Here is a 19,100-nt window from a genome sequence, read left to right as displayed (position 1 = left end):
CTTGAAACCTTATCCAATCCAGTTCGTGTCGATCGTCATTCCGGTCTACAACGAAGAAGAAAGCCTGCCCGAACTGCTGCGCCGCACTGAAGCGGCCTGTCGCCAGCTCAAGCACGATTTCGAGATCGTCCTGGTGGACGATGGCAGCCGCGACGAATCGGCACAGATCCTCGAGGAAGCGGCCGGCCGCGAAGGCAGCCCGGTGGTGGCGGTGATCCTCAACCGCAACTACGGCCAGCACGCGGCGATCATGGCCGGTTTCGAGCAATGCCGTGGCGACGTGATCATCACGCTGGACGCCGACCTGCAGAACCCTCCGGAAGAAATCCCGCGCCTGGTGGCCCAGGCCGAGCTGGGCTACGACGTGGTCGGCACGGTGCGCAACAACCGCCAGGATTCCGCCTGGCGCCGCTGGCCGTCGAAGCTGATCAACCTCGCCGTGCAACGCTCCACTGGCGTGGCCATGAACGACTACGGCTGCATGCTGCGCGCCTACCGCCGCAGCGTGGTCGACGCCATGCTCGCCTGCCGCGAACGCAGCACCTTCATCCCGATCCTGGCCAACAGCTTCGCCCGCCACACCACCGAAGTGCTGGTGAACCACGCCGAGCGTGAACACGGCGACTCCAAGTACAGCCCGATGCGCCTGATCAACCTGATGTTCGACCTGATCACCTGCATGACCACCACGCCGCTGCGCCTGCTGAGCATCATCGGTTTCAGCATGGCCGGCCTCGGCGTGCTGTTCGCCCTGCTGCTGATCTTCCTGCGCCTGGTGTTCGGCGCCGAATGGGCCGGCGACGGTATGTTCGTGCTGTTCGCCATCCTGTTCGTGTTCACCGGTGGCCAGTTCATCGGCATGGGCCTGTTGGGCGAATACCTGGGTCGCATGTACAGCGATGTGCGTGCCCGTCCACGCTTCTTCATTGAAAAAGTTCTGCGCAGCCAGCCTGCCGCCCCTGCTCCCGCTGTCACCGTCGACGGTCTAACTTCCACTCTCTCCGATCAGGTTTCGCCATGAGTCATAAAGCTGTTGTCTTCGCCTACCACGATATCGGCTGCGCGGGCATCGAAGCCCTGCTCAACGCGGGTTATGAAATCGGCGCGGTCTTCACCCATGCCGACGACCCCAAGGAAAACACCTTCTACGGCTCCGTGGCCCAACTGTGCTCGCTAAAAGGCATCCCGGTGCATGCTCCGGAAGACGCCAACCACCCGCTGTGGGTCGAGCGCATCGCCAAACTCAACCCCGACTACATCTTCTCCTTCTACTATCGCAACCTGCTGAGCGAAGCGCTGCTGGCCACCGCCAGCAAGGGCGCCTTCAACCTGCACGGTTCGCTGCTGCCGAGCTACCGTGGCCGCGCGCCGGCCAACTGGGTACTGGTCAACGGCGAAAGCGAAACCGGCGTGACCCTGCACCGCATGGTCAAGCGCCCAGATGCCGGGGCGATCGTTGCCCAGCAGCGGGTGGCCATCGAGCGCAGCGATACCGCGCTGAGCCTGCACGGCAAACTGCGCGATGCCGCCGCCAGCCTGCTGCGCGACACCCTGCCCGCCCTGGCGCAAGGCAAGGTCAGCGAAACCGCCCAGGACGAATCCAGGGCCAGCTACTTCGGTCGCCGTACCGCGGCGGATGGCAAGCTGCTGTGGAGCCAGCCGGCCGAGCAACTGTTCAATCTGGTGCGGGCCGTGACCAAGCCTTACCCGGGCGCGTTCTGCGCCGTGGGCGAGCACAAGCTGATCGTCTGGAGCGCCGAGGTGGTCAAGGGCAACGAAGGCCAGGCCCCGGGCCGGGTGATCAGCGTCGACCCGCTGCGCATCGCCTGCGGCCAGGACTCGCTGCTGATCAACGCCGGCCAGCGCAACGACAACGGCCTGTACCTCAGCGGCCCGCAACTGGCCAACGAGCTGGGCCTGGTGGATGGCTCGCTGCTGCGCGGCGCCGAATCCGGTCGTGCCCCGCGGCGCACCCGGGTGCTGATCCTCGGCGTCAACGGCTTCATCGGCAACCACCTGTCCGAACGCCTGCTGCGTGACGACAAGTACGAGGTCTACGGCCTGGATATCGGCTGCGACGCCATCGAGCGCCTGCGTCACCATCCGCATTTCCACTTCGTCGAAGGCGACATCAGCATTCACTCCGAGTGGATCGAGTACCACATCAAGAAGTGCGACGTGGTCCTGCCGCTGGTGGCCATCGCCACCCCGATCGAATACACCCGCAACCCGCTGCGTGTGTTCGAACTGGACTTCGAAGAGAACCTCAAGCTGGTCCGCTACTGCGTCAAATACAACAAGCGCGTGATCTTCCCGTCGACCTCCGAGGTCTACGGCATGTGCCAGGACCAGAACTTCGACGAAGACAGCTCCAACCTGATCGTCGGCCCGATCAACAAGCAGCGCTGGATCTACTCGGTGTCCAAGCAACTGCTGGACCGGGTGATCTGGGCCTACGGCAGCAAGGGCCTGAACTTCACCCTGTTCCGTCCGTTCAACTGGATGGGCCCGCGCCTGGACCGCCTGGATTCGGCGCGCATCGGCAGCTCCCGGGCCATCACCCAACTGATCCTCAACCTGGTGGAAGGCACGCCGATCCGCCTGTTCGACGGTGGCGAGCAGAAGCGTTGCTTCACCGACATCGCCGACGGCATCGAAGCCCTGGCGCGCATCGTCGACAACGAAAACGATGTGTGCAACGGCCAGATCATCAACATCGGCAACCCGGACAACGAAGCCAGCATCCGCCAGTTGGGCGAAGAGCTGCTGCGTCAGTTCGAGGCCCATCCGCTGCGTGGCAACTTCCCGCCGTTCGCCGGTTTCCGCGAGGTCGAGAGCAAATCCTTCTACGGTGCCGGTTACCAGGACGTGGAACACCGCAAGCCGAGCATTGCCAACGCCAAGCGCCTGCTGAACTGGGAGCCGACCGTCGAGATGAAGGAAACCATCGGCAACACGCTGGACTTCTTCCTGCGCGAAGCCATGCTCGAAATCGCGGAGCACTCTAAAGAAGAAGCATGTTGATGCAGGCAGGTCTGCGAATCGATGTCGACACCTATCGCGGCACCCGTGAGGGAGTGCCGCGGTTGCTGGAGCTGCTCGACGAGGCCGGGATCAAGGCCACCTTCTTCTTCAGCGTCGGCCCGGACAACATGGGGCGCCACCTGTGGCGCCTGATCCGCCCGCAGTTTTTGTGGAAGATGCTGCGCTCCAACGCCGCCGGTCTGTATGGCTGGGACATCCTGCTGGCCGGCACCGCCTGGCCGGGCAAGCCCATTGGCCGCGACCTTGGGCACCTGATGCGCCAGGCCCGGGACGCCGGTCATGAAGTTGGCCTGCACGCCTGGGATCACCACGGCTGGCAGGCCAATGCCGGGCGCTGGAACCAGGCGCAGCTGATCGAGCAGACCCGCCAGGGCGTCGACACCCTCAATGACATTCTCGGCCAGCGAGTCGACTGCTCGGCGGCCGCCGGCTGGCGCGCCGACGAGCGTGTGATCGAGGCCAAGCAGGGCTTCGGCTTTCGCTACAACAGCGATTGCCGCGGCACCTCGATCTTCCAGCCCCGGCTGGCGGATGGCGGCCTGGGTGCTCCGCAGATTCCGGTCGACCTGCCGACCTTCGACGAAGTGGTCGGGCCAGCCGTCGCGGCCCACGACTTCAACACATTCATCCTGGACCGGTTCAGCCCTGACAGGCTCAACGTCTACACCATTCACGCCGAGGTCGAAGGGATTCTGATGGCCAACGATTTTCGTCAACTGCTGACGCAAGCCCGCCAGCGCGACATTCATTTCACTACCCTGGGCAACCTGTTGCCCGCCTCCTTGCAGAGCCTGCCCCAGGGGCAGGTCATTCGTGGCGCCCTCGAGGGCCGCGAAGGCTGGCTGGGGGTGCAAGGCGCATGACCAGACGCTGGGCCCTGCCTCTTTTACTGCTTGCCTTCGGCCTGTTCTACCTGCTGCCGATGGCCACCCACGGTTTGTGGATTCCCGATGAAACCCGCTATGCGCAGATCAGCCAGGAAATGCTCCTGACCGGCCACTGGGCATCGCCGCATTTCATGGGTATCCGTTATTTCGAGAAGCCGGCCGCCGGCTACTGGATGATCGCCCTCGGCCAGGCGGTGTTCGGCCAGAACCTGTTCGGCGTGCGGGTGGCTTCGGCCCTGAGCATGGGCCTGAGTGTGCTGCTCACCTACCTGTTGGCCAGGCGGCTGTGGAACGACCCGCGCAAGAGCCTGGTCTGCGCCCTGCTGTACATGAGCTTCTGCGTGGTGGTCGGCGCCGGTGGTTATGCCAACCTCGACCCGCAGTTCACCTTCTGGGTCAACCTGAGCCTGGTGGCCCTGTGGTTCGCCCTGGACAACCAGACACTGCGCGGCCGCCTGCTGGCCTGGGCCGGCCTGGGTTTCGCCTGCGGCATGGGCTTCATGACCAAGGGTTTCCTCGCCTGGCTGTTGCCGGTGCTGATCGCCCTACCCTACATGTTCTGGCAAAAACGCCTGCGCGAGCTGTTTGTCTACGGCGGTGTGGCGGTGCTGGTGGCGATTGTCGTCAGCCTGCCGTGGGCCCTGGCGGTACATGCCCAGGAAGCGGATTACTGGCGGTTCTTCTTCTGGCATGAACACATCCGCCGTTTTGCCGGTGACGACGCCCAGCACGCCTCGCCATGGTGGTACTACCTGCCGTTGCTGGTGGCCTACAGCATGCCGTGGGTCCTGGTGCTGCCCGGTGCCTTGAAGCAGGCCTGGCAGACCCGGCGTCAGGCGAGCATCGGTTTCCTGCTGCTGTGGCTGATCCTGCCGCTGGCGCTCTTCAGCCTGAGCAAGGGCAAGCTGCCGGCCTATATCCTGCCGTGCCTGCTGCCGCTGGCGCTGTTGATGGGCAATAGCCTGAGCGACCGGCTGCACGCCGGGCAGACCCGGATCATCCGCCTCAACGCGGTGCTCAACCTGGTGCTGGGCCTGTTGCTGCTGTTGGCGCTGGTGTATTTCCAGCTGAAGAAGCCGCTGTACAGCAACGAGCCCGGGCATCTGGTGCTGGTGTTCCTGGCCCTGCTTGGCTGGAACATGAGCAACCTGCTGCCGGCCTTCCGCCCGCTGCAACTGTGGGCCGCGCCGGCGCTCGGCAGCTGGCTGTTCATCGCCCTGCTGCCGGCCGGCCTACCGAACTCGGTGGTCTACAACAAGATGCCGGATCAATTCATCATCGATCACGCCGAGGAACTCGCGAAGAGCCACACCCTGGTGAGCAACGACCTGGGCGCCGCCTCGGCCCTGGCCTGGCGCCTCAAGCGCCCGGATATCGCCTTGTACAACACGACAGGCGAAGTGAAATATGGCCTGGCCTATCCTGACACCCAGCATCGCTATATCGACCTGCGCAAGGTCGGCGAATGGATGCCCGAGGCCCGCAAGCAAGGCCAGGTGGGCGTGGTGATGCGGGTCAATGGCGACGAACACTACGAAATCGATCTGTTGCCGCAGGATTTCAAACGTTATGACCAGGGCAATCTCGTGATCCTGATCTTCCCTCAGAGCCAGCCATGAGCCTGTTGCTGCTGCTCGCCGCCTGCCTGCTGACCTGCCTGGGCCAGATCGCGCAGAAGTTCGCCGTGGAAAGCTGGCGTGGCCAGCCCTCCGGCGCCCTCGACAAACTGCGCTCGCCCTGGCTGTGGCTGGCCCTGGCCAGCCTCGGCCTGGGCTTGCTGGTGTGGTTGCTGGTGCTGCAGCGGGTCGAGGTTGGCATCGCCTACCCGATGCTCAGCCTGAACTTCGTGCTGATCACCCTGATCGCCCGCTTCGTCTTCCATGAAACCATCGACCGCCGCCACTGGCTGGGCGTCGCGCTGGTACTGGCAGGCGTGCTGCTGTTGAGTCGCCACGCATGAACCGGGCTCTGGGCTTCACCTTCGCCATGGGCAGCGTGCTGCTGGTCAGCGCCGCGCAACTGGGCATGCGCTGGAGCATGACCCGCCTGCCGGTACCCGCGGACTGGCTGGCGGCGCTGTCCGGCGGCCAGGTCGACCTGCTGGCGCTGGGCGTGGTGCTGGCGGCGATCCTCGCCTATGTCCTGTCGATGCTCTGCTGGCTGCTGGCCCTGCGCGACCTGCCGTTGGGCCGGGCCTATTCCCTGCTCAGCATCAGCTACGCCCTGGTCTACCTGCTGGCCGCCAGCCTGCCACTGTTCAACGAACCGTTCAGTCTCTCGAAAACCCTGGGGGTGGCGCTGGTCATCCTCGGCGTCATTACCATCAACTCACGACCTGCTCCCGCGACAAGTCCCAGGAATACCCCATGAAAATCAGCGTATTTGGAAGTGGTTATGTCGGCCTCGTACAGGCCGCCGTGCTAGCCGAAGTCGGCCACGATGTCATTTGCATGGACATTGACGAGCACAAGGTCCAGCAGCTGCAACAGGGGCACGTCAGTATCTTCGAGCCCGGGCTGTCGAGCCTGGTGCGCGACAATCTGGAAAGCCGGCGCCTGAGTTTCACCAGCGACGAAAAACTCGCGGTGCAACATGGCCAGGTGCTGTTTATCGCGGTCGGCACGCCGTCCAGCGAGGACGGCTCGGCCGACCTGCGCTACGTGCTGTCGGTGGGCGACGCCGTGGCCCGGCACCGCGAGCAGCCGGTGATCCTGGTGGAGAAATCCACGGTGCCGGTAGGCACTGGCGACACCTTGAAAGCCCATATTGAAAAGGCCCTGGACGGGCGCGCCCTGCAGTTCGATATCGTCTCCAACCCGGAATTCCTCAAGGAAGGCTCGGCGGTGTCCGACTGCCGCCGGCCGGACCGGATCATCGTCGGTTGCGAGCGCGAAGAAGTCCGCGACGTGATGCGCGACCTGTACGCGCCGTTCAACCGCAACCATGACCGCATCATGTTCATGGACCTGCGCAGCGCCGAGCTGACCAAGTACGCCGCCAACTGCATGCTGGCGACCAAGATCAGCTTCATCAACCAGATCGCCGAGCTGGCCGAACACCTGGGGGCCGATATCGAGTCGGTACGCCTGGGCATCGGCGCCGACTCGCGCATCGGCTACCACTTCATCTACCCGGGCTGCGGTTATGGCGGCTCGTGTTTCCCCAAGGACATGCGCGCGCTGATCCACAGCGCCGAGCAGGCCCATTGCTCCAGCGACCTTTTGCAAGCGGTGGAAGCCATCAACGAACGGCAGAAACACAAGTTGTTCGAGCGCATCAACGCCTTCTACCAGGGCGACCTGAAAGGCAAGACCTTCGCTCTCTGGGGCCTGGCCTTCAAGCCCAACACCGACGACATGCGCGATGCCCCCAGCCGGGTGCTGCTCGAATCCCTGTGGGCCGCCGGCGCCAACGTGCGCGCCTTCGACCCTGAGGCCATGCAGGAAACCCAGCGCCTGTACCCCGACGAACCGAAGCTGATGCTGATGGGCACCCCGGAATCGGTGCTCAACGACGCCGACGCGCTGATCATCTGCACCGAGTGGCAGCAGTTCAAGGCGCCGGACTTCCAACTGCTGCAACAGCGCCTCAAGGCCCCGGTGATCTTCGACGGGCGCAACCTGTACGACGCCGAGCGCCTGGCCCGCAACGGCTTCACTTACTTCCCGATCGGCCGCGGCGAGTCGCGCCAGCTGCCGATTCCTCATCGGCAATGGGCCGACGCCAGGGCCAAGGCCTGAATGCCCAGGGCCGGCAGCACGCCTTCCAGCACCCTGCATTGGCAAGCCTGGGGGCTGGGGCTGCTGGCCCTGCTGCTGTTTTGTGCCAACGCCGGCCAAGTGGCGGTGATCGGCTTCGATTCGCGCTTCGTGCTGTTCGCCAAGGAAATGCTGCGCCATGGGCCGGGCTTTTTTCCCACCACCTATGGCCAACCCTATGCTGACTACTCCAGCGCCTCGACCCTGCTGATCGACCTGTTCGCCCTGGCCTCGGGCAGGGTCACGACCCTCGCGGCCTGGCTGCCCACGGCCATCGCCGGGGCGCTGATCGTCAACCTCATGTACCGCCTGCTGGCGCCCTGTTCGAAAACCTGGGCCTTGATCAGCATCGCCCTGCTGTTGCTCAGCAGCACCTTCATCAGCGAAACCCGCGCCGTCTCCCTCGACCTGATGCTCGCCGCCATCGCCCTGGCGGTGTTCTACCTGGGGTATGCCCACGATCACTTCGCCGCGCCGCGCCGCCTGTGGCTGATCCTCGCATTGCTGGTCGCAGGGTTCGCCATTCGCGGGCCGATCGGCCTGGTGATTCCCTGCGGCATGCTGTGCAGCTATTACCTGCTCGAAGGCCAGTGGCGACGCATGCTGGTGTTCGGTGGCAGCGCCCTGCTGTTGTTGCTGGCATGCGTGGCGCTGTTGCTGTGGCTGGCCCGGCTGAGTGGCGGCCCGGCCTTTATGCAGGAGGTGATCCGCATGCAGTTCACCGGGCGCATGGACGGCAGCGAAGGCAGCAGCGGCCCGTTCTATTACTTCAGCAGCTCCCTGGGCAACTATGCCCTGGCCTACCCGCTGGCGATCCTGACCTGGCTGGCGGTGTGGCTTGGCCCCCGCGAGCAGCAGGATCGCGCGCGCAGGTTGCTGGTGCTGTGCAGCGCCGCGGCCCTGCTGGTGTTGATCGGCCTGTCGATTCCCCAGGCGAAAAAAGCCCGCTACCTGCTGCCGATGTTGCCCATGCTGGCGATCGTCGCGGCTTATCCCTTCCACGACGTCCAGGGCCGCGGCCTGGCCTGGTTGCGCCGGGGTATCCAGGGCCTGTGGCTGCTGACACCCGGATTGCTGATAGCCGCGTTGCTGGCGGCGCAGCGGCGCTTCGCCGAACCCTTGGCCGGCTTGAACCCTCTGCTGGTGTTGCTCGGCGTTTTGCAGCTGGCGGCGCTGGGCCTGTTGCGCATGCCGCGCTGGCGGATTGGCGGCCTGGCCCTGGGCGCCGTGCTGGCCGTCTGGAGTGCCTATATCCTTGGGTTCGAGCCGCTGGCCCGGCAGCTCTACGACACCCGCACCTTCACCCTGGCCGCCTGGAAGCTGATCGAGCAAGACCCGGCCCCAGTGGTGCTGCACCATATGGGCAAGGACGCCAAGGCGATCAAGTTCATGGTCCACCTCGACCAGGACCTGCAGCCGCTGTTCACCGAGCGCTCCGAGGCCCTTGCCGCCATCCCGGGCCCGGCCTGGGTGGTGATGGATCGAGGCGAGCTGGCGACGCTGAAAGCCACGCCGTTGGCGCGACTGACCCCGGTGCTCGGCGGGCGTTTCGACAACAACGACTACGTCATGCTGCACCTGCCCGCCACCACCCAACCCTGAACGGTTGATCGGTCGCGCCCTGGCTCCTTACACTCGCGCCCCATGACTCTGCAAATCCGCCTGGCCACAGAGGCCGATGCCACCCTGCTCCCCGCCATCGAACGCAGCGCCGCCGCGCTGTTTCGCCGCGACCCCGAACTGGCCTGGCTGGCCGACGCCGAGGTGCCCGACGCCGCGCAGCACCGCGCACATATCCGCGAGCAGCGGGTGTGGGTGGCGGTGCTCGACCAAGCGGTGTGCGCCTTCCTCGACGCCGAAGCCTGCGCCGACGCGCTGCATATCTGGGAGATCTCGGTCGCCAGCGCCGCCCAAGGGCGCGGTATCGGCCGTCGCCTGCTGCAGACGGTGGGCGAACAGGCGCGCCAGCAGGGGTTCAGCGCCCTGACCCTGAGCACCTTCCGCCAGTTGCCATGGAATGAACCCTTCTACCAGCGCTGCGGTTTCGTCACCCTGGAAGCCGACCAATTGGGGCCGCGCCTGCGGCAGGTGCTGGCCGACGAAGTTCGCCACGGCCTGCCAGCGGCCCGGCGCTGCGCCATGCGCCTGACATTGCCTGCTAATTGTAGGAGCGAAGCTTGCTCGCGATGCACTTGAGTGCGCCGCGTTCATCCAATGAGTACGCGCCATCGTTAACGACCATCGCGAGCAAGCTCCGCTCCTACGGAAGATGGGTGCGGTATTTGAAATGGGGTACGGGCCTGTCTTGAAGTGCTCGCGCAACTGTCAGAGGATGGCAAGCCTGGGCTGCAGGATCGCTAGGGATTGTCGCCCACTCAGACAACAAGGACTCGTGCACCACCGTGGCCACTTACTCGCTGGTTATCCGCCGCCTGATGATCTGCTCGCTGACCATTGTCGTCAGTCGCGCCATCACCAGCCCCCTGCTCACCCTGTTCCTCAGCGAAAAACTCGGCCTCGACCAGCAGGACGTCGGCCTGCTGCTGGGGGTCGCGGTGTTCATCGCCACGCTGCTCGCGCTGTATGGCGGCTACATCCTCGATCGCCTGGACAAGCGCCGGCTGCTGATCCTGAGCATGCTCTCCAGCGGCATCGGCTTTGTGCTGCTGACCTTCGCCCACAACCTCTACCTGACCACCGCGATCCTGGTGATCACCGAAACCGCCTCGGCGCTGTTCCTGATCGGCTCCAAGGCGATCATCAGTGAAAACCTGCCGGTGAGTCAGCGGGCCAGGGTGTTCTCCCTGCGCTACACCCTGACCAATATCGGCTACGCCACCGGCCCCATGCTCGGCGTGGTGATCGCCGGGCACCTGCCGCTGGCGCCGTTCCTGATCGCCGGCGCCATTGCCTTTCTCAGCACCCTGCTGATGCGCGGCATTCCAGCCACGCCGGGCCTGCCCTCGCTGAGCAAGCCGCAGAGTTTCCTCGACACCCTGGTAACCCTGAAAAACGACCGCACGCTGATCATGTTCACCTGCGGCTGCCTGCTCAGCACCATCGTCCACGGGCGTTTCACCCTGTATCTGTCGCAGTACCTGCTGGTCACCGAAGACGCGAAAAGCGCCCTCGACACCATGGCCGCCCTGCTGGCGTGCAACGCCATTAGCGTGATCCTGCTGCAGTACCAGATCGGCCGTTTCCTCAAGCGCGAACAGCTGCGCTACTGGATCGCCGTCGGCACCAGCCTGTTCATCCTCGGCCTGATCGGCTTCAGCCTGGCCGACAACCTGCTGGGCTGGTGCCTGGCGATGTTCGTCTTCACCCTTGGCGAGATGATCATCTACCCGGCGGAGTTCCTGTTCATCGACACCCTGGCCCCCGAGGCCCTGCGCGGCAGCTATTACGGCGCGCAGAACCTCGCAGCCCTGGGTGGCGCCTTGAGCCCGGTGATCTGCGGCTACCTGCTGGTGCATACCCCGGCGCCGACCATGTTCTATGCCCTGAGCACCTTGACCGCCCTGGGCGGCCTGCTGTGTTTCATGAGCGGACGGCGGGTGGCCCAGGCCGCCACAGTACAAAAATAATGCACTTAAACAGCATTATTATGAATTTGTAGGCGTTTGGTTTGATCGGCACACTGTGCCGGTTCCTCCCCCAAATGTTGGAACGTTTCAGGGCTTTCTGGTGCGCCAGACAAGCCCTTCTTTTTGCCCGCAAAACCGGAATTGGATCGCTTCGTCATGCTCGCTCGCTGGAAACCCGCCGCCATCAATACCCGCCCCTCGGAATGGAGCCGCGCCGCGATCGGCATGGCCTTGGGCACGCTGTTCAGTGTCTGGTTGTGCGGCCGGGTGTTCGGCATGGAGGTGGCGCTGCACCTGATCGGTCCGCTGGGGGCCTCGGCGGTGCTGCTGTTCGCAGTGTCGTCCGGGGCGCTGGCGCAACCCTGGTCGATCCTCGGCGGCTACCTGTGCGCCGCGGTCCTGGCGTTGCTGGTGGCCCATGTGCTCGGGCGCACCCTGGGCAGCGCCTGCCTGGCCGCCGGCATGTCCCTGGTGCTGATGTGCTGGCTGCGCTGCCTGCATCCGCCGGCCGGCGCCGTGGCCCTGACGATGGTGCTGGCCGACCCGGCCACCATCGCCCTCGACTGGCTGGCCCTCGGCCCGGTGATGCTGGCGGCCCTGTGCCTGTTGCTCAGCGCCCTGGCCTACAACAACCTGACCCGCATCCGTTACCCCAAGGGCCAGAGCGAACCCGCGACCCAACTGCCCGCCGATCAGCCGCCGAGCGATACCCAGGCCATCACCGCCGCCGACCTCAAGCTGGCGCTGGATGAAATGCAGGAATTCTTCGACGTCACGCCGCAAGATCTGGAGCAGTTGATCCACGCCAGTGAGGCCCATGCGCGCCGGCGCAGTATTGGTGAGGTGTTGGCGTCGCGGGTGTGATCGGGGTTATCTGGACAGATCGCGAGCTCAGGTTTTACGGCAACTGCGTTGCCGATCGCAGCCTCGCGGGCTCGGCAGCGGCTACACAGGCTCCGCGATTCCTGTAGCCGCTGCCGCAGGCTGCGATCGAGCGCGAAGCGGTCGTAAAACCAGGCGCCGCGTTTTACGACTCAGATCATCGGATCCCAACGCTGCGACCAGTCGGTGTCGCTGGCGATGACTTCGCGCAGCACCTCGAAGGCCTGCTGCAGCTGGGCCGAATCCCGTTCGCGGGCGTACAGCAGGTAGGTCGGGAAATTGAATTCCGGGGCCTTCTCCACCCGTTCCAGCACGCCGCTGTCCAGGTAGCTTTGCACCACCCGGGTGCGGAAGTAGCCGCTGCCACCGCCTTCGAGAATGAACTGCAAGGCCAGCGGCCCGAGGTTGAAACCCACCGCGGCCTTGGCCTGGTCCGGCAGCGCCGCGTCGTGCTGGCGGCGAAAATCCTCGCCCCAATCGATGTACACATAAGGCTCGGGTTTGCCGGTCAGGCGCACCAGGATCAGCTTTTCCTCGAGCAACTGCTCGACCTGCAACCCCGGCCCGTACACCGGCTGGAACACCAGCGCGGCGTCCAGCACGCCGAGTTCCAGCTGGCGTTGCAGGCTCGCGCCCTCGGCGATCTGGCTGCGCACCGCGTGGCTGGGAATCGCCTGGCGCAAGCGCCTTACCCAGTTGAGCATCAGCGGGTTGCACAGGCTGACTTCACCGCCGATGTGCAGCACGTTGCGATAACCGGCCAGCAGCGGCAGGTCGCGCTGGGCGGCTTCCCAGGTCTGCACCAGCTGGTTGGCGTAGACGATGAACGCCTCGCCGTCGGCCGTCAGCCGGGCCCCGGCGCGGTTGCGCACGAACAGCTTGCAGTTGAGCTGGCCTTCGAGGTTCTGCACCCGGGCGCTGATCGCGGTCTGGGTCAGGTGCAGGCGTTCGGCCGCGGCGATCAGGCTGCCGCTGCGGACGATTTGCAAAAAGGTGCGGGCCAGGTCGATGTCCATGTTGCCTCTGGGTCACGAAAGTCGAGCGCCATTGTAGCGGCGCTCGTCGTCCGGTGCGCCTGGACGGCGGATAAATACGGGCCCGCCATGCTGGCTTCGGCTGCACCACAAACAGCGTCGAAGGCGGCTGCGCCCCCATGCAAAAATGCACAGCCAACCTGCAGTTATCCAGGTTGTACATGGCAAATTTGCACTGTTACGATCCCTCATCGTTCGCGCGCGAACACACCTATAAAGAACAATAAAAGCAGGGAGTTAGTGATGACTGCTCAGGTTCCATCCCAGGCCACGCGAGACGCCGGCGCCACGTCGGTCGAGGCCTCGCCACAGGACGTGCTGGCCGAAGTCCGCAACCACATCGGTCACCTGACCCTCAACCGCCCCGCCGGCCTCAATGCCATCACCCTCGGCATGGTGCGCACCCTGCAACGCCAGCTCGATGCCTGGGCCCAGGACCCGCAGGTGCACGCGGTGGTCCTGCGCGGCGCCGGCGAAAAAGCCTTCTGCGCCGGCGGCGATATCCGCACCCTGTACGACAGCTACCAGAACGGCCAGACCCTGCACGAGGAATTCTTCGTCGAGGAATACGCGCTGGACCTGGCGATCCACCGTTACCGCAAGCCGGTGCTGGCGCTGATGGACGGTTTTGTCCTCGGCGGCGGCATGGGCCTGGTCCAGGGCGCCGACCTGCGCCTGGTCACCGAGCGCAGCCGCCTGGCGATGCCGGAAGTCGGCATCGGTTATTTCCCGGATGTCGGCGGCAGTTATTTCCTGTCGCGCATCCCCGGCGAGCTGGGCATCTACCTGGGGGTCAGCGGCGTGCAGATTCGCGCCGCCGATGCCCTGTACTGCGGGCTGGCGGACTGGTACCTGGAGAGCGACAAGCTGAGCCTGCTGGACCAGCGCCTCGACAGCCTGCAATGGCACGACACTCCGCTCAAGGACCTGCAGGGCCTGCTGGCCAGGCTCGGTGTGCAGCAACTGCCGGATGCGCCACTGGCGGCGCTGCGCCCGGCCATCGACCACTTCTTTGCCCAGGCCGATGTACCGGGCATCGTGCAGCAACTGCGCGAAGTGACCCTGGGCGATACTCATGAATGGGCCACCAGCACCGCCGACTTGCTGGCGACCCGCTCGCCGCTGGCCATGGCCGTGACCCTGGAAATGCTCCGACGCGGCCGCCAGCTGAGCCTGGAACACTGCTTCGCCCTGGAGCTGCACCTGGACCGCCAGTGGTTCGAGCGCGGCGACCTGATCGAGGGCGTGCGCGCCCTGCTGATCGACAAAGACAAGAACCCACGCTGGAACCCACCGACCCTGCAGGCGCTGGACGCCGCGCACGTGGCGAGTTTCTTCAGCGCTTTCGACCCGAGCCGGAGCTGAGCCATGCACGACATTGAATTGAGCGAAGAGCAGGTGATGATCCGCGACATGGCCCGGGACTTCGCCCGCGGTGAAATCGCCCCCCACGCCCAGGCCTGGGAAAAGGCCGGCTGGATCGACGACGCCCTGGTGGCGAAGATGGGCGAGCTGGGCCTGCTGGGCATGGTGGTACCCGAGGAATGGGGCGGCACCTACGTCGACTACGTGGCCTACGCCCTGGCGGTGGAAGAAATCTCCGCCGGCGACGGCGCCACCGGCGCGCTGATGAGCATCCACAACTCGGTGGGCTGCGGGCCGATCCTCAACTACGGCAGCGAGGAGCAGAAACAGACCTGGCTGGCGGACCTGGCCAGCGGCCAGGCGATCGGCTGCTTCTGCCTGACCGAACCCCAGGCCGGTTCCGAAGCCCACAACCTGCGCACCCGCGCCGAACTCAAGGACGGCCAGTGGGTGATCAACGGCGCCAAGCAGTTCGTCAGCAACGGCCGGCGCGCCAAGCTGGCCATCGTCTTCGCGGTGACCGATCCCGAGCTGGGCAAGAAAGGCCTGTCGGCGTTCCTGGTGCCCACCGACACTCCTGGTTTTATCGTCGATCGCAGCGAACACAAGATGGGCATCCGCGCCTCGGACACCTGCGCGGTGACCCTCAACCAGTGCACCGTCCCCGAGGCCAACCTGCTGGGCGAACGCGGCAAGGGCCTGGCCATCGCCCTGTCCAACCTCGAAGGCGGCCGCATCGGCATCGCCGCCCAGGCCCTGGGCATCGCCCGCGCCGCGTTCGAGGCGGCGCTGGCCTACGCCCGCGAACGGGTGCAGTTCGACAAGCCGATCATCGAGCACCAGAGCATCGCCAACCTGCTGGCCGACATGCACACCCGCCTCAACGCCGCGCGCTTGCTGATCTTGCATGCCGCGCGCCTGCGCAGCGCCGGCCAGCCGTGCCTGTCGGAAGCCTCCCAGGCCAAGCTGTTCGCCTCGGAAATGGCCGAGAAGGTCTGCTCCTCGGCGATCCAGATCCACGGCGGCTACGGCTACCTCGAGGACTACCCGGTGGAGCGTTACTACCGGGACGCGCGGATCACCCAGATCTACGAAGGCTCCAGCGAGATCCAGCGCATGCTGATCGCCCGGGAGCTGAAGCACTATCTGTTGTGACCGCCTAAAAGCATCGCGGGCACGCCGAGATGTAGCCGCTGGCGCAGCCTGCGATCGAGGCCGAAGGACTCGCTGTCAGCCCTGACGCGGCCCATCCATTGAACCGCGTCGCCCGCCTTGCGACCGTACCGGTCGATCGCAGGCTGCGCCAGCGGCTACAGGCACACGCGTTGCCCGCGATAGCTTCCGTACAAACACCGCAAATAAAAAATCGCAGCCAGGGCTGCGATTTTTTATGGGCAACGACAGCCCGGACTATTTGTCCTTGAACTGCGCCTCGCGCTTGGCGATGAACGCCGCCATGCCTTCCTTCTGGTCCTCGGTGGCGAAAGCCGCATGGAACACCCGGCGCTCGAAACGCACGCCTTCCGAGAGGCTGACTTCGAAGGCGCGGTTCACGCTTTCCTTGATCATCATGCTCACCGGTACCGACTTGCCGGCGATCAGCGCCGCGACTTTCAACGCCTCGTCCAACAGCTCGTCGGCCGGCACGATGCGCGCGACGATGCCGCAACGCTCGGCTTCCACCGCATCGATAAAACGCCCGGTCAGGCACATTTCCATGGCCTTGGCCTTGCCCACGGCGCGGGTCAGGCGCTGGGTGCCGCCCATGCCCGGCAGCACGCCGAGGTTGATTTCCGGCTGGCCGAACTTGGCGTTGTCGCCGGCCAGGATAAAGTCGCACATCAGCGCCAGTTCACAGCCGCCGCCCAGGGCAAAACCGTTGACCGCGGCGATGATCGGCTTGCGCCGGTTGGCCACCCGGTCGCTGTCGCTGAACAGGTCGTCCATGTAGATCCGCGGGTAGGTCAGCTCGGCCATTTCCTTGATGTCGGCGCCGGCGGCGAAGGCCTTCTTCGAGCCGGTGAGGACGATGCAGCCGATCCGTGGATCGGCTTCCAGGCTGTCCAGAGCCTGGTTCAACTCGCTGACGATCTGCGCGTTGAGGGCGTTCAGCGCCTGCGGGCGGTTGAGGGTGATCAGGCCGACGCGGTCCTTGATCTCCAACAGAATGGTTTCGTAACTCATGGATCAAGCTCCTGCTAAAAGTCAGAGGTTGCGCGAAATGACCATGCGCTGAATGTCGCTGGTGCCTTCGTAGATCTGGCAGACCCGCACGTCGCGGTAGATGCGCTCCAGCGGAAAATCGTTCAAGTAGCCATAGCCGCCCAGGGTTTGCAAGGCGGCGGAACAGACCTTCTCGGCCATTTCCGAGGCGAACAGCTTGGCCATCGACGCCTCCACCAGCGCCGGCTTGCCGCTGTCGCGCAGGGCCGCGGCGTAGTGCACCATCTGCCGCGCCACGGCGATCTGGGTGGCCATGTCCGCCAGGCGGAAGGCCACCGCCTGATGCTCGATGATCGGCTTGCCGAAGCTCTGCCGCTCGCGGGCGTAGTCACGGGCGGCCTCGAAGGCCGCGCGGGCCATGCCCACCGATTGCGAGGCGATGCCCACACGACCGCCTTCAAGGTTGGCCAGGGCGATCTTGTAGCCCTCGCCCTCCTCGCCCAGGCGGTTGGCCAGCGGCACCTTCACATCCTCGAAGAGAATCTGGCAGGTGTCGGAGGCGTGCTGGCCGAGCTTGTCTTCCACCCGCGCGACGCTGTAGCCCGGCGAGTCGGTGGGCACGATAAAGGCGCTGATGCCGCGCTTGCCGGCCGCCGGATCGGTCACCGCGAACACGATCACCACCCCGGCGTTCTGCCCGGAGGTGATGAACTGCTTGCAGCCGTTGAGCACGTAATGCTCGCCCTCCCGCCGCGCGCGGGTTTTCAGGCTGCTGGCGTCGGAGCCGGCCTGGGGTTCGGTCAGCGCGAAGGCGCCGAGCATGGCGCCGCTGGCCAGGGGCTTGAGAAAACGCTCCTTCTGCTCGTCGTTGCCGAACTTGAGGATTGGCACGCAGCCCACCGAGTTGTGCACGCTCATGATGGTCGAGCAGGCACCGTCGCCGGCGGCGATCTCTTCCAGGGCCATGGCGTAGGCCAGGTAACCGGTGTCGCAACCGCCCCACTGCTCCGGCACCAGCATGCCGAAGAAGCCCAGCCCGGCCATTTCGCCGATGGCCTCGCGGGGGAAGCGATGCTCGCGGTCCCATTCGGCGGCGAACGGCTTCAGGCGTTCCTGGGCGAACTGTCGGGCCGCGTCGCTGATCTGCTGTTGTTCGTCATTAGGCAGCATGCTGATTCCTTAATACAGGCATTCGACGGCCATGGCCGTGGCTTCGCCGCCGCCGATGCAGATGGCCGCGACGCCGCGTTTCAGGCCTTGCTGGCGCAGGGCCGAGAGCAGGGTCACGAGGATCCGCGCGCCGGACGCACCGATCGGATGGCCCAGGGCACAGGCGCCGCCGTGGACGTTGACCTTGTCGTGGGGGATTTCCAGCTTCTGCATGGTGACCAGGCTGACCACGGCAAAGGCTTCGTTGATTTCGAACAGTTCGACCTGATCCAGCGACCAGCCGGTCTTCTTCATCAGTTTCTTGATCGCCCCGACCGGGGCCACCGGGAACAGCCCCGGGGTGTCGGCGAACGCCGCGTGACCATGGATCACCGCCAGCGGCTTGAGGCCCCGTTGCTCGGCCTCGGAACGGCGCATCAGCACCAGGGCCGCGGCGCCGTCGGAGATCGAGCTGGAGTTGGCCGCGGTGACGGTGCCGCCGTCGCGGAACGCCGGCTTCAGCGTGGCGATCTTGTCCAGCCTGGCCTTGGGCGGCTGTTCGTCGTCGCTGATGGTCTGCTGTTCCTTGCCGACGGTGACCTGCAGCGGCACGATTTCCGCCTTGAAGCTGCCGTCCTTGATCGCCTGCTGGGCGCGGGTCAGCGAGGCCACGGCGAAGGCGTCCTGGGCTTCGCGGCTGAAGCCGTTGGTCTCGGCGCAGTCTTCGGCGAAGGTGCCCATCAGGCGGCCCTTGTCGTAGGCGTCTTCGAGGCCGTCGAGGAACATATGGTCGAGCACCCGCCCATGGCCCATGCGGTAGCCGCTGCGAGCACGGTCCAGCAGGTACGGCGCGTTGGACATGCTTTCCATGCCGCCGGCGATCACTACGTCGGCGCTGCCGGCCAGCAGCATGTCGTGGGCGGCGATGGTCGCGGCCATGCCGGAGCCGCACATCTTGTTCAGGGTGGTGCAGCGGGTGGCCTTGTCCAGCCCGGCGCCCAGCGCCGCCTGACGGGCCGGCGCCTGGCCGAGACCGGCCGGCAGCACGCAGCCGAACAGCACTTCATCGACGCTGTCGCTGGCCACCCCGGCGCGCTCCACCGCGGCCTTGATGGCGGCGGCGCCGAGCTGCGGCGCGGTCAGGCTTTTCAACTCGCCCTGGAAGCCGCCCATGGGGGTGCGGACGGCGCTGACGATAACGATCGGATCCTGGTTCATGATCAATCCTCT

Annotated in this window: 17 protein-coding genes; 13 read left to right on the top strand and 4 right to left on the bottom strand. The window is 65.4% G+C overall.

The window, feature by feature from the left end:
* The first annotated feature begins 1 nt into the window (after position 1).
* The 11 genes from arnC to BM019_RS15240 all read left to right on the top strand — a co-directional run bounded on the left by arnC (position 2) and on the right by BM019_RS15240 (position 12,141).
* The gene (gene arnC / locus BM019_RS15290; protein ID WP_009043835.1) at positions 2-1,021 is read left to right on the top strand and encodes an undecaprenyl-phosphate 4-deoxy-4-formamido-L-arabinose transferase; all 1,020 of its coding nucleotides are present in this window, start codon (positions 2-4) and stop codon (positions 1,019-1,021) included.
* Entirely contained in the window at positions 1,018-3,024 is a 2,007-nt protein-coding gene (gene arnA, locus BM019_RS15285; protein ID WP_092418774.1) for a bifunctional UDP-4-amino-4-deoxy-L-arabinose formyltransferase/UDP-glucuronic acid oxidase ArnA, read from the top strand. Before arnC ends, arnA begins: the two co-directional genes overlap by 4 nt.
* Positions 3,024-3,908, top strand: a complete 885-nt coding sequence (gene arnD / locus BM019_RS15280) for a 4-deoxy-4-formamido-L-arabinose-phosphoundecaprenol deformylase (RefSeq protein WP_092418876.1) — start codon at positions 3,024-3,026, stop codon at positions 3,906-3,908. Before arnA ends, arnD begins: the two co-directional genes overlap by 1 nt.
* Positions 3,905-5,551, top strand: a complete 1,647-nt coding sequence (gene arnT, locus BM019_RS15275) for a lipid IV(A) 4-amino-4-deoxy-L-arabinosyltransferase (RefSeq protein ID WP_009043832.1) — start codon at positions 3,905-3,907, stop codon at positions 5,549-5,551. Before arnD ends, arnT begins: the two co-directional genes overlap by 4 nt.
* Positions 5,548-5,892 (top strand): 4-amino-4-deoxy-L-arabinose-phosphoundecaprenol flippase subunit ArnE, encoded by a 345-nt coding sequence (gene arnE, locus BM019_RS15270; RefSeq protein ID WP_092418773.1) that lies wholly within the window; start codon positions 5,548-5,550, stop codon positions 5,890-5,892. The genes arnT and arnE overlap by 4 nt, the downstream gene beginning before the upstream one ends.
* Positions 5,889-6,302 carry a 4-amino-4-deoxy-L-arabinose-phosphoundecaprenol flippase subunit ArnF gene (gene arnF / locus BM019_RS15265; protein WP_085530883.1) on the top strand — a complete coding sequence of 138 codons (414 nt, stop codon included), beginning with the start codon at positions 5,889-5,891 and terminating at the stop codon, positions 6,300-6,302. The genes arnE and arnF overlap by 4 nt, the downstream gene beginning before the upstream one ends.
* Entirely contained in the window at positions 6,299-7,672 is a 1,374-nt protein-coding gene (locus BM019_RS15260; RefSeq protein WP_092418772.1) for a UDP-glucose dehydrogenase family protein, read from the top strand. Before arnF ends, BM019_RS15260 begins: the two co-directional genes overlap by 4 nt.
* Positions 7,673-9,292, top strand: coding sequence for an ArnT family glycosyltransferase (locus tag BM019_RS15255; RefSeq protein ID WP_092418771.1), 1,620 nt, complete (start codon positions 7,673-7,675; stop codon positions 9,290-9,292).
* Positions 9,293-9,334: 42 nt separating this feature from the next.
* Positions 9,335-9,886 (top strand): GNAT family N-acetyltransferase, encoded by a 552-nt coding sequence (locus BM019_RS15250; RefSeq protein ID WP_092418770.1) that lies wholly within the window; start codon positions 9,335-9,337, stop codon positions 9,884-9,886.
* Between the two features lie 206 nt (positions 9,887-10,092).
* Positions 10,093-11,277 carry an MFS transporter gene (locus tag BM019_RS15245; RefSeq protein ID WP_092418769.1) on the top strand — a complete coding sequence of 395 codons (1,185 nt, stop codon included), beginning with the start codon at positions 10,093-10,095 and terminating at the stop codon, positions 11,275-11,277.
* 156 nt (positions 11,278-11,433) lie between these two features.
* Positions 11,434-12,141, top strand: a complete 708-nt coding sequence (locus BM019_RS15240; RefSeq protein ID WP_092418768.1) for an HPP family protein — start codon at positions 11,434-11,436, stop codon at positions 12,139-12,141.
* Positions 12,142-12,311: 170 nt separating this feature from the next.
* Here the strand turns inward: BM019_RS15240 and BM019_RS15235 are convergent, their stop codons facing one another.
* A complete protein-coding gene (locus tag BM019_RS15235) occupies positions 12,312-13,175 on the bottom strand; it encodes a LysR family transcriptional regulator (protein WP_092418767.1) in 864 nt (287 codons plus the stop codon).
* 261 nt (positions 13,176-13,436) lie between these two features.
* On the opposite strand from BM019_RS15235, the gene BM019_RS15230 reads away from it, so the two are divergent.
* Both BM019_RS15230 and BM019_RS15225 read left to right on the top strand, forming a co-directional pair.
* Positions 13,437-14,558 carry an enoyl-CoA hydratase/isomerase family protein gene (locus BM019_RS15230; protein ID WP_092418766.1) on the top strand — a complete coding sequence of 374 codons (1,122 nt, stop codon included), beginning with the start codon at positions 13,437-13,439 and terminating at the stop codon, positions 14,556-14,558.
* Positions 14,559-14,561: 3 nt separating this feature from the next.
* Positions 14,562-15,713, top strand: coding sequence for an acyl-CoA dehydrogenase family protein (locus BM019_RS15225; protein WP_009043814.1), 1,152 nt, complete (start codon positions 14,562-14,564; stop codon positions 15,711-15,713).
* Positions 15,714-15,968: 255 nt separating this feature from the next.
* Here BM019_RS15225 and BM019_RS15220 read toward each other — a convergent pair whose 3' ends face one another.
* Genes BM019_RS15220 through BM019_RS15210 form a run of 3 tightly spaced genes read right to left on the bottom strand, consistent with a single transcriptional unit; the run spans position 15,969 to position 19,091 of the window.
* Positions 15,969-16,742, bottom strand: coding sequence for an enoyl-CoA hydratase (locus BM019_RS15220; RefSeq protein ID WP_092418765.1), 774 nt, complete (start codon positions 16,740-16,742; stop codon positions 15,969-15,971).
* 21 nt (positions 16,743-16,763) lie between these two features.
* The gene (locus tag BM019_RS15215; RefSeq protein ID WP_007925734.1) at positions 16,764-17,891 is read right to left on the bottom strand and encodes an acyl-CoA dehydrogenase; all 1,128 of its coding nucleotides are present in this window, start codon (positions 17,889-17,891) and stop codon (positions 16,764-16,766) included.
* A 9-nt stretch (positions 17,892-17,900) separates the two neighbouring features.
* Positions 17,901-19,091, bottom strand: coding sequence for an acetyl-CoA C-acyltransferase (locus BM019_RS15210; protein ID WP_162270033.1), 1,191 nt, complete (start codon positions 19,089-19,091; stop codon positions 17,901-17,903).
* Positions 19,092-19,100 lie beyond the last annotated feature (9 nt).

It is taken from the genome of Pseudomonas sp. NFPP07 (assembly GCF_900115645.1).
GTDB lineage: Bacteria > Pseudomonadota > Gammaproteobacteria > Pseudomonadales > Pseudomonadaceae > Aquipseudomonas > Aquipseudomonas chlororaphis.
This window is presented reverse-complemented; position numbering and strand designations above follow the sequence as displayed.